The organism is Microbacterium sp., from assembly GCF_047605725.1.
Classification (GTDB): domain Bacteria; phylum Actinomycetota; class Actinomycetes; order Actinomycetales; family Microbacteriaceae; genus Microbacterium.
Map to the genome: position 1 here is coordinate 1 of NZ_JASGFE010000003.1, position 16,944 is coordinate 16,944.

The following is a 16,944-nucleotide window of genomic DNA, read 5'->3' on the forward strand; positions in this document are numbered from 1 at the left end:
ACCTGTTCAGCGAGGTGCAGCCCGAAGACCTGCACAAGTTCGGTCTCATCCCCGAGTTCATCGGGCGCCTTCCGGTCGTCACGTCCGTGACGCCGCTGTCGCAGGACACCCTCGTGGAGATCCTCACGGTGCCGAAGAACGCGTTCGTCAAGCAGTATCAGCGGATGTTCGCGATCGACGGCGTCGAGCTCGAGTTCGAGGACGACGCGCTCCGCGCTATCGCCGACCTCGCGGTGGCCCGCAAGACCGGGGCGCGCGGGCTGCGGGCGATCCTGGAGGACGTGCTCGGGCCCATCATGTTCGAGATCCCGTCGACCGACGACGTCGACCGGGTCGTCGTCACGCGAGCAAGCGTGCTCGACGGCGCGCCGCCCACGCTCGTGCTGCGCCGCAAGCGCAAGAGCGCCTGAGCCGCGCTGGGCTCGGCGCTCCGAGAACCGGAGATGTCGCGGCTGTCGTGAAACAGGCGGCACACCCGCGCGGCATCCGAGTTGTCGGTGTAGAGCACTGCGCACGACGACCTCCGGGAGCCTGCCCGAGCCGTTGCCGCTCACCCCACCGCTTGCGGATCCTCAGGCAGCGCAGTAGCGTCGCACGCACATGAGTGTCTGTGAGGGTGCTTTATACGTACTGTCGCAAGAACAGTCGGCTCGCGCAACGCTCACGAGATTCGGAATCGAACTGTGAACGCGATGAGCGCCCTTCGAAGCACGGGACCGGTCGCTCTCGGTCTCACGATGATATTCGGCATCACGGCGTGCACGCCCACCACGGCGTTTTCCACGGCGCCGATCGATGCGGGGGACCCGCCCGAACTTCTCCAGGGGGCACTGGTTCCTGGTGAACCTCTTGTCTCGGTCGAGGGAGTCGTCGGGGTCTCCGCGAACTGCGTCGTGCTACAGCTTGACGACGGCAGCCTCGTGCTGCCCTACTGGCCGGCGCACTTCAGCTGGTCGTCCGACGGCACGATCGCGACCCACTACGGCGAGGTCAGAGTCGGGCAACGGCTGAAGAGCACGACCGGCAACATCCTCGATTGGGATGACTATCGTGCCGCGCAGCCCACCTCCGCCGCGGCAGACAAGGCGCATGAACGGTGCGCGGCCGTCGGCGAACGAGTAGCCCCCCTCGGCACCGTCGAAGGCATCGCCGGGCCGGAGTGAAGCGCGCCGGCGCGACCAGGAGTTGCGGCTCAGCCCGCGAGGCCGCGACGTTTCAGGAGGGGCTCGATCGCGGCATCCCGCCCGCGGAACTCGCGGTAGGCCTGCAGCGGATCCTTCGACCCGCCGACGCCGAGCACCAGCTCGCGGAAGCGGTCGCCGTTCGCGCGCGTCAACCCACCGTTGGAGCGGAACCACTCGACGGTATCGGCATCGAGCACCTCGCTCCAGATGTAGGAGTAGTACCCGGCGCTGTAGCCGCCGGAGAAGACGTGCGCGAAGTACGCGGATGAGTATCGCGGCGGCACGAGCGGATTCTCGAGCCCGATGTCGGCGAGGACGGATGCCTCGAACGCGGCCACGTCGGTGACGGCATCCGCCTCGTCCGCCCCGAGCGAGTGCCACGCGAGGTCGAGCCAGGCCGCGGCCAGGTACTCGCTCGTGGCGAAGCCCTGGTTGAAGGACTCGGACGCCAGGAGGCGCTCGACCACGTCGGCCGGCAACGGCTCGCCCGTGTCGACGTGCCGCGCGTACGCGGCGAGGATCTCGGGCCACAGGATCCACATCTCGTTGACCTGGCTGGGGAACTCCACGAAGTCGCGGAACACCGCGGTGCCGGCGAAGTGCGGGTAGGTGACCCGCGCGAACAGCCCGTGCAGCGCGTGACCGAACTCGTGGAACAGCGTCGTGACCTCGTCGAGGCTGAGGAGCGTGGGCTCGCCGGGCGCGGGCTTCGGCACGTTCAGGTTGTTCACGACGACCGGGCTCGTGCCGCGCAGGCGCGACTGGGTGACGAGCGAGTTCATCCACGCGCCGCCGCGCTTCGTGTCGCGCGTGTAGAGGTCGAGGACGTAGAGGCCGAGCGCGTCGCCGCCGGGTTCGACGACCTCGAACACGCGCGTCCCGGGGTGGTAGGCGTGCAGCTCGGGGCGCTCGGTGAACGTGACGCCGTAGAGGAGGGATGCCGCCCGGAACACGCCGTCCTGCAGCACCCGCTCCGCCTCGAACCAGGGTCGCAGCGCGGCCCGGTCGAGGTCGTACTCCGCCTGCCGCACCTTCTCGGTGAGAAACGCCCAGTCGTGCGCCTCGACCGGAAAGGACTCGGCGCCGGCATCCGCGATCGCCTGCAGTGCATCTTGCTCGCGGCGCGCGTTCGCCGCCGCGGGCGCCGCGAGCGAGCGCAGGATCGTTCGCACGGCGTCCGGGGAACCCGCCGTCTGGTCGCTCGTGACGTACGCGGCGTGCGAGTCGTATCCGAGGAGGGCTGCGCGCTCGGCGCGCAGGCGCACGATCTCCAGGAGCACCTCCCTGTTGTCGTGGGCACCGCCGCGCGCGCCGCGGGCGCGTGAGGCCTCCAGCAGCCGGCGCCGGCTCTCGCGGTTCGTGAGACTCGCGAGGTAGGGATGCCCGGTGAACAGCGTCAGCGTCACCACGTGCTTTCCGTCGAGCCCTCGATCGCCGGCGTTCTGCGCCGTTGCCGACAGCTCGCCCGGGGTGAGTCCGTCGAGCTCGGTCGCGTCGTCGAAGACGACAGCGAGCTCGTTGGTGTCGGCGAGGAGGTTCTTCTCGAACGTCGTGGTGAGCACGGACAGGCGCTGGTTCAGCGCCGTGAGACGCTCCTTGCCGGCTTCATCGAGGGCTGCGCCGGCGCGCGTCAGCTCACGATGGCGGCGCTCGACGAGGTAGCGCTCCTCGGGGCCCAGGTCCAGCTCGCCGAGCCGCTCGTGCAGCGTCGCGATGCGCCGGTAGAGCCGAGGGTCGAGCTGGACCTGGTCGTAGTGCGCGGCCATGAGCGGCGCGAGGGTCTCTTCGATCTCCTGGATCGCGGGCGTCGCGTCGGCGGATGCGACAGTGTAGAACGTCCGCGAGACGCGGTCGAGCAGTTCCCCGGCGCGCTCCAGCGCCACGAGGGTGTTCTCGAAGGTCGGCGTCGCCTCGTCGGCCGCGATGGCGTCGACCTCGCGCCGGTGCGCGGCGAACGCGTGCGCGAAGGCGGGGAGGTAGTGCTCCGGCCGGATGCGCGCATAGTCCGACAGGCCATACGGGAGCGGGCTCGGGGTCAGCAGGGGGTTCGAGGCGGCGGCATCCGTCATGGATCCACCGTACGAGACCGGTGAGCCTGAGCCGGGTCGGGGAACGTCGGGTCAAGCCCTCTCCTGCGAAGGCGTCACTTTCCTGCGACGGCGCCGCCCTTGCGCGTCGGCGCCACTTCCCAGCGTTGGCGCCACATATACGTAGGGGCCGAAGCAGGAAGGTGTCGCCAACAGGTCAATAGGGCGGGGGCGGGGGCTAGGGCGGCGCCGGAGCGAGCGGCGCGTCAGGCGAACTCGTCGTCGGGGTCGTGCCGGGCGACCACCGCACCGGTACGCGTCTGCTCGACGATGACCCCGGTGTCGAGCTCCGCGATCGGGCGGCCCTCCAGCCACGTGAGGGTCCAGCTCGGTCGCGGCGCGCCGGGCGGCAGGTCGCGCTCGACCGCCGAGATGGTCTCGCGGAGCGCCGCCGGCACGGCCGCGGGCGGCTCCGAGCCCGCCGACCAGCGCGTCCCCATCCGCATGTCAGGCCACCGTCGGAGCGAGCTCGATGTTGTCGATCGACAGCTCGTCGGCGCCTTCGACGATCTCCAGCCGCTCGATGCGTCCGACCGCCCGGAGGTCCCCCTCGGCCGCCCGCAGGAGCGCCGCCGTCTGCGCGCTCGCCCGCACGACGAGGCGCGCCACCGGGGTCTTCTGCGAGGCCTTCGCCTCGGTCTTCGCGCGGCGGATGCCGACGAGCGCCTCGCTCACGGCGGCCAGCACGGCCGGGTCGCCCTCGATGCCGAGCGGCTCCGGCCAGGCCGCGGTGTGGATCGAACCCTCCTCGAACCACGACCAGGCCTCCTCGGTCGCGAACGCGAGTACCGGGGCAAGCAGGCGCAGGAGCGTCGACAGCGCGAGGCGCAGCGCGAGGGCCGCGGAAGCCTGGCCGACATCGGTCTGGTTGTAGGCGCGCTCCTTGACGAGCTCGAGGTAGTCGTCGCAGAACGTCCAGAAGAACGCCTCGGTGAGCTCCAGGGCGCGCGCATGGTCATAGGCGTCGTAGGCCCGGGTGGCATCGCGCACCACCTGGTCGAGCGTGGCGAGCATCGACGCGTCCAGCGCGTGGGTGATCTCTGCACCTTCGGGAACAGGGAACGACAGCACGAACTTCGCCGCGTTGAGCACCTTGATCGCCAGGCGCCGGCCGATCTTGACCTGCGTCGGGTTCTGCGCGTCGAACGCCGCATCCGTGCCCAGGCGGCTCGAGGCCGCCCAGTAGCGCACCGCATCCGAGCCGTGCTGGTCGAGGATCGCCGCCGGGGTCACGACGTTGCCCTTCGACTTCGACATCTTCTTGCGGTCCGGGTCGACGATGAAACCGCTGATGGCGGCATCCGTCCACGGCGACCGATCGTCCTCGAGCGCGCTGCGCAGCATGGTCGAGAACAGCCAGGTGCGGATGATGTCCTGCCCCTGCGGGCGCAGGTCGAAGGGGGCGACCAGGTCCCACAGCTCGTCGTCGCGCTGCCAGCCGCCGGCCAGCTGCGGGGTGAGCGAGCTCGTCGCCCAGGTGTCGAAGATGTCGCGCTCCGCGTCGAACCCGCCCGGTGCGCCGCGCTGGGCTTCGGAGAACCCCGGGGGCACGTCCACGGTCGGGTCGACCGGCAGCTGAGCGAGATCGGGGATGAGGACGCGGTCGTAGTCGCGTTCGCCGTCGGCGTCGAGGCCGTACCAGACCGGGATCGGCACGCCGAAGAACCGCTGCCGGCTGACGAGCCAGTCGCCGGTCAGGCCGTTCGTCCAGTTCTCGTAGCGCACGCGCATGAAGTCCGGATGCCACGACAGCTCCGCTCCGAGCTCGATCAGCCGGTCGCGCAGGGCCTCGTCGCGGGCGCCGTTGCGGATGTACCACTGCCGCGTGGAGACGATCTCCATCGGCCGGTCGCCCTTCTCGTAGAACTTCACCACGTGGCTGAACGGCTTCGGCTCGCCGATCAGCTCGCCGGACTCGCGCAGCAGCTCCACGATGCGCTTCTTGGCGCTGAACACCGTCTTGCCGGCGAGCTCCGCGTACGCGGTCTTCCCGGCATCCGTCACGATCACGTCGGGGGCCTCGGCGATCACGCGGCCGTCCTCACCCAGGATCGTGCGGTTCGGCAGGTCGAGCTCGCGCCACCACACGATGTCGGTCACGTCGCCGAAGGTGCAGATCATGGCGATGCCGGAGCCCTTGTCCTGCTGCGCGAGCGGATGGGCGAGCACGGGCACCTCGACGTCGAACAGCGGCGTGCGCACCGTCGAGCCGAACACGCTCTGGTAGCGCTCGTCGTCGGGGTGCGCCACGAGCGCGACGCACGCGGCGAGGAGCTCGGGCCGGGTCGTCTCGATGTGGATGTCACCCGCGCCGTCGGTGCGGTGGAACGCGAGGCGATGATACGCGGCCGGCTGCTCGCGGTCCTCCAGCTCGGCCTGTGCGATCGCGGTGCGGAAGTCGATGTCCCACAGCGTCGGTGCGAGCGCCTGGTACGCCTCGCCGCGCTCCAGGTTGCGCACGAACGCGAGCTGGCTGGTGCGGATCGTGTCGTCCGAGATCGTGCGGTAGGTCTGGGTCCAGTCGACGCTCAGTCCGAGCTGGCGGAACAGCGCCTCGAAGTGCTTCTCGTCCTCGACGGTCAGCGTCTCGCACAGCTCGATGAAGTTGCGGCGGCTGATGGGCTTCTGGTCCGCGGCGCGGCTGGACTTGTTGTCGCCGCCGGTGAACGGGGGCGTGAAGTCGGGGTCGTAGGGCAGCGACGGATCGCAGCGCACGCCGTAGTAGTTCTGCACGCGCCGCTCGGTCGGGAGGCCGTTGTCGTCCCAGCCCATCGGGTAGAACACGGTCTTGCCGCGCATGCGCTCGTACCGGACCTTCAGATCGGTGTGGGTGAACGAGAACACGTGACCGATGTGGAGCGAGCCGGATGCCGTCGGCGGAGGCGTGTCGACCGAGTAGATCCGGTCGCGACCCGCGGCGGCGGCCCGGGCGCGGTCGAACAGGTATGTGCCTTGCTCGGACCACGCGGCATCCCACTTCTGCTCGAGGCCTTCCAGTGCCGGCTTGTCAGGGATGTGCGCCATGGATTCTCCTCGAGCGATATGTGCGGCACCGTGTGAGCGTGCCTGAGTGTGGGGTACGACCGGCATTCTATCCCGTGCAACACCGGAGAAACGCACCAGGACTACGCTCGGGTCATCGCGACATCGCTCGCGCACCCGATCGGCGTCAGGCTCGTGCCACGTGCCTGACGCCACACCCTGAGAAGGAGACCGACGTGAGTCAAGCAGTCAGTGACACCGATGTGGACCAGCCGCACCTCAAGCGCGCACTCGGCCTCGTCGGACTCGTGCTGTTCGGACTGGCCTATATGGCAGTCTCCACCGTTTTCACGACCTACGGCATCGTCAATCAGATCACCGAGGGGCGCCTGCCCGCCTCGTACACCGTGGCACTCGTCGCGATGGTGTTCACGGCCGGCAGCTATGCGGCGATGGTCCGCCGCTTCCCGGTCGCCGGCTCGGCCTACACGTACGCGCAGCAGGCGTTCGGCGGCGCAGCGGGCTTCCTCACCGGCTGGGTGCTGCTGCTGGACTACCTGTTCATCCCGATGATCAACTTCATGATCCTCGGCCTCTACGTGAGCACGCAGTTCCCGAGCGTTCCCACACAGGTGTTCATCCTCGCCGCGCTGCTGCTGGTGCTGCTGTTCAACGTGCTCGGGATCAAGCTCGTCAGCACGCTCAACGTCGCCATCATCGCCCTGTCGGTCGGCACCGTGCTGGTCTTCGCGATCCTCGCGATCAAGGCCGCGATCGGCAACCCCGACGCGCCCGGCCTGCTGGAGCCCTTCATCCCCGGCACTGCCGGATTCAGTCCGATCTTCACCGGCGCCGCGGTGCTCGCGCTTTCCTTCCTGGGATTCGACGCGGTCTCGACGCTCTCCGAGGAGGCCAAGCGTCCCCGCAAGGACATCCCGCGCGCGATCATCCTGACGACGCTCATCGGCGGCGGGATCTTCATCTTCGTCTCCTGGGCCGGAGCGATGGCCTATCAGCTGCCCGACTGGAGCCAGGCGCCGCAGGAGATGCTCGACACCGCCGGCGTCGTGCTGTTCCAGCACGTCGGCGGCGCGGTGCTGGTCGCGGCATTCGTCGCGGTGACCGTCGCAGGATGCTTCGGATCCGGGCTCGCCGGACAGGTGTCGGTCGCCCGCATCCTGTACTCGATGGGGCGCGACGGCACGCTCCCCAGGCCGCTCGGCTTCATCTGGGAGCGCTTCGGCACCCCGGTCGTGGCGGCGGTCACGGTGTCGGTGGTCGCGCTGTCGAGCCTGTTCCTCTCGCTCGATCAGGCCGCGTTCATGATCAGCTTCGGGGCGCTGGCCGCCTTCGCCATGGTCAACCTGGGCGTCATCCGCGTGTACCTGTTCCCCAAGGGCGGGCGCACCGAGCCGCTTTCGGCCCGCGAGCTCGTCGTGCACGGACTGTGTCCCGCGATCGGCCTTGCCCTGACGCTGTGGCTGTGGACATCCCTCCAGCCCACGACGTGGATCGTCGGCGGCGTGTGGCTCCTGATCGGCGTCGGGATCCTGGCGGCAAAGACGCACATGTTCCGCCGGCCGGTGCCGAAGATGTCGTTCTCGGAGGTCGACCACTGAGCAGATAGTGTCCCGAGCGGTATCACAGGCCGGTGTCGGCCGCTCCTTCGCTGTTGAGACCCCACCGAGGGGACGGGCCACCATGGCCCGGCAACAGGGAAGAGGACCGACGATGACTCTGATCGTTGAGCCGGATATCGCGCCGGAGACCACGACCACCGACGACACCCAGGCTGTGCCGGCATTCGCGCCGCTGGCACCCGTCCTGGGGCTGGAGCCCTTTCGCGACCCGCTGCGCATCCCGCCGGTGTGGGATCTGACCACGCGCACGAAGCCGGTCAGGGTGCGTGCCGTCAACGCGCGGGTGCGACTGCACTCGCAGCTGCCGAAGACGCCCATGTGGACGTACGAGGGCACGTTCCCGGGGCCCACGCTGGTCACTCGGCGCAACCACCGGCAGACGATCGAGTGGGCCAATCGGCTGGAGGGCACGATCCCGCTGGTCGGTGTGAGCACCTCCACGCTCGCCGATGTGCCCGTACCGGGGCATCGCGAGGCCGACGGCGAGCTGCGCCCGGGGTGCCGGCTCATGAAGGGCGTCGACGTGCTGCCGCCGTGGACGGTCGTCCACCTGCACGGCTCGCTCACCAACGGCTGGAACGACGGCTACTCGACCCAGGCGGTGAGCGTGGGCACGTCGCAGTGGTCGGAGTATCCGAACCGCCAGGAGGCGGCGACGCTGTGGTACCACGACCACGCGATGGACATCACGCGCCTCAACGTGCACGCGGGACTCGCGGGCATGTACCTCATCCGCGACGACAACGAGGACGCGCTCGGTCTGCCCTGCGGCGACCGGGAGTTCCCGCTCGTGCTGCGCGACGTCAATCTCGACACCGATCCGGCGACGGGGGAGCTCAACGGCAGGCTGCTGTACAAGGTCGGCCGCATCGACCAGCCGCTCCAGCCGGGTCAGACCGAGCCGGATTCGATCGAGCTCCCGGTGAACGGTCCGTTCACGATGGTCAACGGGGTGATCTGGCCGTATCTGGCGGTGGATGCCGGGTGGTACCGATTCCGGCTGCTCAACGCCTCCAACTCGCGGCTGTACACGCTCAAGCTGGTGGACGAGGACGGTACCGACGTCAGCTCGGCCATGCACATCATCGGGACCGACGGCGGGCTGCTGCCGGAAGCGGCGCCCGTCCCCGCGGCGGGCGTGCCGATCCACTGCTCCGAGCGACTCGACGTGCTGATCGACTTCCGTGCGCTGGAGGGCAAGCGCGTCAGGCTGACCAATGCCGGCGCGGGCCCTGCCGCCGCGTTCGCGCACTGCATGGAGTTCCGGGTGAGCGGTCACGGCGAGCCCGACGACTTCGCCCTTCCGCCCACGCTCAACCCGCACTACGCGCGCTACGCGCACGACACCGTGCAGGGAGGCGCCCACCCGACCCTGGTGATCCCCGCCACGCACGGGCACGTGAACATCGCGCTGATCCCACCGGGCACGGCAGGCGACGCGCACGCCGCGTTCTGGGAGCTGGCACAGGTGCCCGACGACGAGGTGCCCGCGGTCATGGAGACGGGCATGATCCAGATCGTGGACGCCGCCGGGACGCTGCGTACCTTCCGCAAGGCGGCGAAGCTCTTCCACGACCACAACACGATCTTCCTCAACAGCGGGGAGTTCGCGATCTGGAACTTCTTCCACCTGGGCGGCCCGGCACACCCCATGCATATCCACATGACCGAGTTCCAGACGCTGTACCGTCGGCCGATCCAACTGCAGGGGCACTGGAACCAGGGCGAGGGCAAGACGGACAGTCCGATCGTGACCGACCCGGTCGGTCAGGTGCTGGACGACTGGGAGCTGGGCATGAAGGACACCTTCGTGATCCGGCCCGGGACCTGGCAGGCCGTGGCCGGGAACTTCACCGGCGCCGACGGCGCGTTCATGTACCACTGCCACATCCTCGACCACGAGGACATGGGCATGATGCGGCCGTTCATGGTGCGCCCGCCGCGCATCGCGGCCATGGACGCGCATGGCGGCGGCCACGACCACTGAGTGCGACTCACGGCCCGGGTGCCATCGGCGCCCGGGCCACTCACCGCCGGGAGTGCGTGGCGACGGGCGTGGCCTGCGGCCGCTTCGCGGTCACGTGGTCGCCCGAGGACTGGTGACGCACGCGCCGCAGCACCCACGGCACGAGGTATTCGCGCGCCCACACGAGGTCGTTGGTGCGGGCCTCGCGCCAGGTCAGCTCGGGCAGCGGATCGGGCTGCATCGGCTGCAGGTCGTTGGGCACGTTGAGGGCGCGCAGCACCATGCGGGCGACCTCGTGATGACCGATCGCGTTCAGGTGCAGGCGGTCGTCGTCGAAGAAGCGAGTGTCCTGGATCTCTTTGAGCGCCCACTGGTCGGCGACGATGCAGTCGTAGGTCTCGGCGATCGCGCGGATGTTCTCGTTGTAGATCGCGACCTTCCCTCGGATGCCGCGGAACACCGGCGTGAAGTTCGTGTCGATGCCGGTGAACACGACGATCGTCGCGCCCTGCGAACAGAGACGCGCGACGGCATCCTCGAACTGCCGCGCCACCTCGTCGGGATCGGTCCCGGGTCGGATGACGTCGTTGCCACCCGCGGAGAAGGTGATGAGGTCGGGGTTCAGGGCGAGCGCCGGATCGAGCTGCTCGTCGACGATCTGCGCGATCAGCCGGCCGCGGACGGCGAGATTGGCGTACGCGAAGTCGTCGACCTGGGCCGAGAGGACCTCCGCCACCCGGTCGGCCCAGCCACGGTGGCCGCCGGGCAGCGACGGCTCGGGATCGCCGATGCCCTCGGTGAACGAGTCGCCGATCGCGACCATGCGGCGCCATGGATGGACGCCCTCGTTCATGGCGGCGTCGGGGGAGCGGTGGTGGTTCGGCTGCTGGTCGCTGGTGTGCATGGTTCTCCTTGGCTTGTGGCCACCTCGAGGCTACCTCGCCCCCACCCCGCCTCGCCTCGCCTCGCCTCGCGAGGGTGCCTCCTCGCCTCGCGAGGGTGCCTCCTCCTCTCGCGAGGGTGCCTGTCAGCATCCGAGCGGCGATCGGTGCTCCGAGGGGCACCGCGGTCGGTCTTCCGATGTCGGGGCGTTGACCTAGGGTGGTCACTCGTGGACGGAGAGCAGCGGGAGCATTTCGGCAGCTTCGCCGCTGAGCATCTGTCGCCGTCGTTCCCGCAGCGGGCGCCGTGGGGCACCGCCCAGCGTCTGCGCGCCTGGCAGGCCGAGGCGCTCGATCAGTACTTCGCCGCCGACGGCCCCGACGGCGTCGGAAAGGGTCCCCGCGACTTCCTCGCCGCGGCGACTCCGGGCGCAGGCAAGACCACGTTCGCGTTGCGCCTGGCGACCGAGCTGCTCCGCCGCGGCGTGGTCGACCGCATCGTCGTGGTGGCCCCGACCGAGCATCTGAAGACGCAGTGGGCCGATGCCGCGGCGCGCATCTCGCTCCGGCTCGACCCGCGCTTCAGCAACCGAGACCGCGCTCCGGCGCGGCACTATCACGGCGTCGCGGTGACGTACGCGCAGGTCGCGGTCAAGGCATCCGTCCACCGACGGCTCACCGAAGACGCCCGCACGCTCGTGATCCTCGACGAGGTCCATCACGGTGGCGAGGCGCTCAGCTGGGGCGACGCGCTGCGCGAAGCCTATGCGCGTGCCACGAGACGGCTGCTCCTGTCGGGCACGCCGTTCCGCAGCGACACCGCGTCCATTCCGTTCGTGGAATATTACCCCGACGACAGAGGAATCCGGCTCTCCCGCACCGACTACAGCTACGGCTACGGGCGCGCGCTCGCCGACGGGGTCGTACGGCCCGTGCTGTTCCTCGTCTACGCGGGCAGGATGCGCTGGCGCACGCGCGCCGGCGACGAGCTGGAGGCCCACCTCGGTCAGGACAACACGAAGGATGTCACGGCGCAGGCGTGGCGCACCGCGCTCGACCCCGAGGGCGACTGGATCCCAGCCGTGCTGCGCAGCGCCGACCGTCGGCTCAGCGAGGTGCGCGACAGCGTGCCGGATGCCGGTGGCCTCGTCATCGCGACCGACCAGAGCTCCGCACGCGCCTACGCCGCGATCCTGAAGGAGGTCACCGGCGAGAAGGCCACGGTCGTGCTCTCCGACGACAAGGATGCGTCTGGCCGGATCGAGGCGTTCTCGGCGGGCACCGCACGCTGGATGGTCGCGGTGCGCATGGTGTCGGAGGGCGTCGACGTGCCGCGCCTGTCGGTCGGCGTGTACGCGACCTCGGCGTCGACGCCGCTGTTCTTCGCGCAGGCGGTCGGGCGCTTCGTGCGGGCGCGGCGGCGCGGTGAGACCGCGAGCCTGTTCCTGCCGAACGTGCCGCAATTGCTGACGCTCGCGGGCGAGCTCGAGCGGCAACGCGACCACGCCCTCGACCGTGAACAGACCGACGATGGGCTCCTCGACGATGACCTGCTCGCGGCAGCGGAGCGCGAGGACGAGGCATCCGATGCCCTCACCGACGAGTTCGCATACCAGGCGCTCGGGTCGATCGCGCACTTCGACCGCGTGCTGTACGACGGGCGGGAGTTCGGCCAGCTCGCCGTGCCGGGCACGCCCGAGGAGGAGGAGTTCCTGGGCCTGCCCGGTCTGCTCGAGCCCGAGCACGTGCACGAGCTGCTCATGCAGCGTCAATCCCGGCAGTCGCGGCACCGGCGCGCGCGCGAGGCTCGCGAGGGCTCCTCGACCGAGGCGGGGACGGATGCCGCGCTGCCCGCGCCCCTGCACCGCACGCTCCGAGAGCAGCGACAACTGCTCAACAGCCTCGTCGGGCTCTACGCCCGGCAGAGCGGCGCGCCGCACGGCGCGGTACACGCGGAGCTGCGCCGCGAATGCGGGGGACCCGCCGTCGCGCAAGCGACTGTCGCGCAGCTGCAGACGCGCATCGACCTGCTGCGCTCCCGAGTCCGCTCCTGAGCGCTGCTGCTGCGGGGCCTCCGCCGCCATCGCTCACTTGGCGCACATGGTCGCCGTTCACGCCGCCCGCGGCAATCCGGGCCAAGTCTCGACACCGCTGCCATCGCTCACCTGGCGCAGACGGTCGCGGATCGCGCCACCAGCGGCAGTGCGAGCCCAGTCAGCGCGGCCGCCACGGCTCGTAGACTCGCCCGCATGGGCAGGGCCTACCGCTTCGTGACGCGCTGGGAGCTCCCTGCGCCGCGCGAGCGCTGCTGGGTCGAGCTCGTGCGGTTCGCCGATCCCGGTGCCGCGGAGTCGTGGTGGCCCGGCGTCAGCGTCCCGGTACCGCCGGCGAGGCTGGCGCCGGGGGAGCGGCTCGTGTTGGCGGTCCGCAGCCCGCTCGGCTACCAGCTGCGGACGCGGCTGCGGCTGACCGAGGTCGATCCGCTGCACACACTGGCGGCCGAGAGTGCCGGCGACCTGCGCGGCGCCGGGCGCATCGAGCTGGCGTCGCTCGGCCCGGACCGTACGGCCGTGGTGTTCCATTGGAACGTATCCACCGAGAAGTCCTGGATGAACGCGACCGCGTCCATGCTGCATGCCGCCTTCGTGTGGGCGCATCGGGTGGTCATGGCGCGCGGCGAGCAGGCCCTGCGTGCGCGCCTGCGCACTCGCACATGACCACCCCCGAGCGACCGCCCTCACTTCCTTCGCCCCGCACACCTCGCGAGACCTCACGTCTGCAACGATTTCGGCGGAAGAACGTTGCAGATGGGAGGTCTCGCGCGAGCGGGGGCGGCGGGGGCGGCGGGGGCACGGATGCCTCGTTCGGAAACCCGAAATGCTGGCAATGCGCGGCCGCCGGAGGCTGCGGCATCCCGTGCTCGCTAGCCTCATAGCGTCCCGTCATCCCGTCCCGGAGGCCCGAGTGAACGCGACCGCACCGACCGCACCGACCGCTAAGGACCGTCGCCGCTGGGCGCAGTACCTCGTGGACGAGCGCGCCGAGGCGCACGTCTACCGTCAGCTCGCGGCACGCCGTGACGGCGAGGAGCGCGAGATCCTGCTCGCGCTCGCCGAGGCAGAGGGTCGCCACGAGGCGCACTGGCTCGATCTTCTCGGCAGCGAGCCGGCGCGGCTGCCCTCGCCGAGCCTCGGCACGCGGATGCTCGGCTGGATGGCCCGCCGCTTCGGCTCGATCTTCGTGCTCGCCCTCGCCCAGAACGCGGAGAACCGATCCCCGTACGACAACGAGCCGTATGCGACCGCGCGGATGGCCGCCGACGAGCGCATCCACGCCGAGGTCGTGCGCGGACTGGCCGCGCGCGGGCGGCGGCGGCTGTCGGGCACGTTCCGCGCCGCCGTGTTCGGCGCGAACGACGGGCTCGTCTCGAACCTTGCGCTGGTGATGGGTATCGGCGCGACCGGCGTCGCATCGCAGTTCGTGTTGTTCAGCGGCATCGCGGGCCTGCTCGCCGGTGCGCTGTCGATGGGTGCGGGGGAGTTCGTCTCGGTGCGCTCGCAGCGCGAGCTGCTCGATGCGACCCAGCCCGACAGCACGGCCGACGAGGTGCTGCCCGACCTCGACCTGGATCAGAACGAGCTCGCGCTCGTGTACCGTACGCGCGGGATGCCACTGGACGAGGCCCGCGCGCGGGCCCTCATGGTGATCGCTGCGGCTCAGCGCGGGGTGGCGCCCGCACCGCAGACGGATGCCGACGTCCACGAGGTTGTCGGGGGCGCACTGGGCGCGGCGGCATCCAGCTTCGCGTTCTTCGCTTCGGGGGCGATCATCCCGGTGCTGCCGTGGCTGTTCGGCCTGTCCGGGGCGCCGGCGATCGTGCTGGCGCTGGCGCTCGTGGGTGCTGCGCTGATGGGCACGGGGGCGGCGGTCGGACTGCTGTCCGGCGCCCCGCCATTGCGACGTGGGCTGCGGCAGCTCGCGATCGGCTTCGGCGCCGCGGCGGTCACGTATGCGCTCGGACTGCTGTTCGGGGTGTCGCTGGGCTGAGTGTCTGCGCCGCCTCCTGACGTACCTTGTCGGGCCGCGAGCGTGCGCCCAAGCGTCCGGCATGCGCTCGAGCGGCCCGCCCGGCTGAAGTAGGAGAGGCCGCCCCTGACGTGCTAAGGTCGATCTTCGGTTGGCGACAACCACGTACCCATGCGCGGGTGGCGGAATAGGTAGACGCGCTAGCTTGAGGTGCTAGTGCCCGTATAGGGCGTGGGGGTTCAAGTCCCCCCTCGCGCACACAGTGGAATGGCTCCTGACATCGGATTTCGGTTCTGGGTCGGAGCCATTTCCGCGACGTGCAGCAGGCCGCGCTTATGGATGCGGCTCGACGCGCGCAGCTGTTCTGCACCGAGGGCATCAGCTGACGGCCTCGGCGCAGGGCCGCGCATCCGACGAGTCTGTCGCCGCGACGCACCGCATGGTCGGCGCCGGTGGCGAGCGGCCCGCTTACAGGGCGTATCGGCATCAGAGGCCTCCTGGAGGCCCTTGGGCGCTGGTTGACCCTGTAAGCGGGCCGCTGCGCCCTCCTGCCGCTCGCATCCCGGAGAGAGAGCAAATCGGACTTGCCCGCTATCCCGTCGTAGTCAGCCGGCGCTCCTCGTCGCGCCCGGGGAGCCCGATGCGCACCGCGAGGGCGCCGGCGAGGATCACGCCCGTGCCGATGAGGAAGGCGATCAGCGACCCGTCGAGCAGGCTCGCCCGTGCCCCGTCGAGGATCTCGGTCGTGTAGCGGGGGAACTGTTCGGCGACATGCACCGCTGAGGCGAAGGACGACTGCAGCGCGTGGGTGACCTGCTCGCTGAGCGAGGCCGCGTCGGGACTGGCGGAGAGTTTCGCCGAGACCGCCGCGGTGAAGCCGCTGGCCAGCACCGCGCCGAGGAGGGCCTGCATGATCGCGCCGCCCAGATCGCTCTGGAGGTCGGAGGTGGCCGAGGCCATGCCCGCACGACGCACTGGTGTGCTGCCGGTCAGCGCGCGGCGGGATGCCGTCATCACGAAGGTCACGCCCACACCGATCACGAAGAAGCTGAAGCCGACCAGCGGGTACGGCGAGTGCTCCCGCCACAGCAGCATGCTGACCATCGCGGCGAGGAGAAAGCCGTAGCCGATCAGCATCGTGCTGCGTGTGCCGAGCGCCGCCACCGCGCGCGCCGACAGGGGTGCCGCGAGCAGCAGGCTCACCACCGCTGGGACGACCGCCACCCCGGCCTGCAACGGGTCGTATCCCATGACGCTCTGCATGAACTGCTCGCCCACGAACAGGGTCCCGCTCAGGGTCCCGACGGCGATCAGGCCTCCGACCGCGGGCAGCCAGAACAGGCGCTGGCGAGCCACTCTCAGGTCGAAGAGCGGAAAGCGGGCGCGGGCCTGGCGCCAGCCGAACACGGCGAGGAGCACCACGGAGAGGATCAGCAGGATGCCACCGCGCAGGGCCCCGCCGGGCGCGAAGACGATGCTCATGCCCAGGACCAGGCAGCCCAGGCCCGCGGCCGAGAGCACGCCCCCGAAGTGATCGACCGGGTCGCTCGACTCGCCGACGTGCCCGGGGACGAAGAGCAGTACGAGCACGAAGGCGACCACCGCGATCGGCACGCTCAGCACGAACACCCAGGGCCACGACGCGAAGGTGAGGAGGGCCCCGGCCAGGATCGATCCGGCGATGCTGGCCATGCTCGACACGCTCGACCAGAGCGCGATCACCCCGGTGCGGCGCGGGCCGGCCGCCCACAGCGCGCTGATGAGCGAGAGCGTGGTCGGGAAGGCCATGCCGCTGGCGAGCCCGACGAACACCTGCGCGCCGATGAGCGCCTCGACCGACCACGACAGGCTGGAAAGGACCCCCGCGGCCACCGTGCCGGCGACCCCGAGCAGCAGCATCTGCTTGCGCCCGTAGCGGTCGGCGAGCGCGCCGAGATAGAGCACCGAGATCGACAGGCCGAGGCCGGTGGCCAGCGCGACCAGGTTGAGGGAGGTCTGCGATGCGTCGAACTGCGCGCCGATCGCCGGCACCGCGATGCCGGCGGCCACCGTGTTGAGGTTGCACACGACCGCCGCGCACAGGAGCGCCGCGAGCACCCAGCCCGCGCGCGGCGGCGCGTCGGTGGTGGTGGCGAGTTCGCCGGTCGCCGTGTCGTCCTGACGCATCTGGCGCAACCT

At 70.2% G+C, this 16,944-nt stretch carries 11 protein-coding genes, 1 tRNA gene and 1 pseudogene; 8 read left to right on the forward strand and 5 right to left on the reverse strand.

Annotated features, from left to right (window positions below; translation table 11 throughout):
- Positions 1 to 410: pseudogene (locus QM641_RS01200) on the forward strand (ATP-dependent Clp protease ATP-binding subunit ClpX); the annotation flags it as partial.
- Positions 411 to 737: 327 nt separating this feature from the next.
- Positions 738 to 1,163 (forward strand): hypothetical protein, encoded by a 426-nt coding sequence (locus QM641_RS01205; protein ID WP_415112632.1) that lies wholly within the window; start codon positions 738 to 740, stop codon positions 1,161 to 1,163.
- 29 nt (positions 1,164 to 1,192) lie between these two features.
- Here QM641_RS01205 and QM641_RS01210 read toward each other — a convergent pair whose 3' ends face one another.
- From QM641_RS01210 to valS, 3 genes are all read right to left on the reverse strand, one after another.
- Entirely contained in the window at positions 1,193 to 3,253 is a 2,061-nt protein-coding gene (locus QM641_RS01210; RefSeq protein WP_415112634.1) for a M3 family metallopeptidase, read from the reverse strand.
- A gap of 224 nt (positions 3,254 to 3,477) precedes the next feature.
- On the reverse strand, positions 3,478 to 3,717 hold the full coding sequence (locus tag QM641_RS01215) for a hypothetical protein (RefSeq protein WP_415112636.1): 240 nt from the start codon (positions 3,715 to 3,717) through the stop codon (positions 3,478 to 3,480).
- Between the two features lies 1 nt (position 3,718).
- Positions 3,719 to 6,295, reverse strand: a complete 2,577-nt coding sequence (valS, locus tag QM641_RS01220) for a valine--tRNA ligase (RefSeq protein WP_415112638.1) — start codon at positions 6,293 to 6,295, stop codon at positions 3,719 to 3,721.
- A gap of 194 nt (positions 6,296 to 6,489) precedes the next feature.
- Here valS and QM641_RS01225 point away from each other — a divergent pair, with 194 nt between their 5' ends.
- Positions 6,490 to 7,872 (forward strand): APC family permease, encoded by a 1,383-nt coding sequence (locus QM641_RS01225; protein WP_415112640.1) that lies wholly within the window; start codon positions 6,490 to 6,492, stop codon positions 7,870 to 7,872.
- Positions 7,873 to 7,984: 112 nt separating this feature from the next.
- Positions 7,985 to 9,880: a multicopper oxidase family protein gene (locus QM641_RS01230; RefSeq protein WP_415112642.1), complete on the forward strand. Its 1,896-nt coding sequence runs from the start codon at positions 7,985 to 7,987 to the stop codon at positions 9,878 to 9,880.
- A gap of 40 nt (positions 9,881 to 9,920) precedes the next feature.
- Here QM641_RS01230 and QM641_RS01235 read toward each other — a convergent pair whose 3' ends face one another.
- Positions 9,921 to 10,763, reverse strand: coding sequence for an SGNH/GDSL hydrolase family protein (locus QM641_RS01235; RefSeq protein ID WP_415112644.1), 843 nt, complete (start codon positions 10,761 to 10,763; stop codon positions 9,921 to 9,923).
- A gap of 207 nt (positions 10,764 to 10,970) precedes the next feature.
- On the opposite strand from QM641_RS01235, the gene QM641_RS01240 reads away from it, so the two are divergent.
- The 4 genes from QM641_RS01240 to QM641_RS01255 all read left to right on the forward strand — a co-directional run bounded on the left by QM641_RS01240 (position 10,971) and on the right by QM641_RS01255 (position 15,024).
- A complete protein-coding gene (locus QM641_RS01240) occupies positions 10,971 to 12,794 on the forward strand; it encodes a DEAD/DEAH box helicase (RefSeq protein ID WP_415112646.1) in 1,824 nt (607 codons plus the stop codon).
- A gap of 195 nt (positions 12,795 to 12,989) precedes the next feature.
- The gene (locus QM641_RS01245) at positions 12,990 to 13,457 is read left to right on the forward strand and encodes a hypothetical protein (protein ID WP_415112648.1); all 468 of its coding nucleotides are present in this window, start codon (positions 12,990 to 12,992) and stop codon (positions 13,455 to 13,457) included.
- Positions 13,458 to 13,704: 247 nt separating this feature from the next.
- Complete coding sequence (locus tag QM641_RS01250; protein ID WP_415112650.1) at positions 13,705 to 14,787, forward strand: VIT1/CCC1 transporter family protein; 1,083 nt, start codon at positions 13,705 to 13,707, stop codon at positions 14,785 to 14,787.
- 152 nt (positions 14,788 to 14,939) lie between these two features.
- A tRNA-Leu gene (locus tag QM641_RS01255) sits at positions 14,940 to 15,024 on the forward strand.
- Positions 15,025 to 15,357: 333 nt separating this feature from the next.
- On the opposite strand, the gene QM641_RS01260 is transcribed toward QM641_RS01255, so the two are convergent.
- Positions 15,358 to 16,932, reverse strand: coding sequence for an MFS transporter (locus tag QM641_RS01260; RefSeq protein ID WP_415112652.1), 1,575 nt, complete (start codon positions 16,930 to 16,932; stop codon positions 15,358 to 15,360).
- Positions 16,933 to 16,944 lie beyond the last annotated feature (12 nt).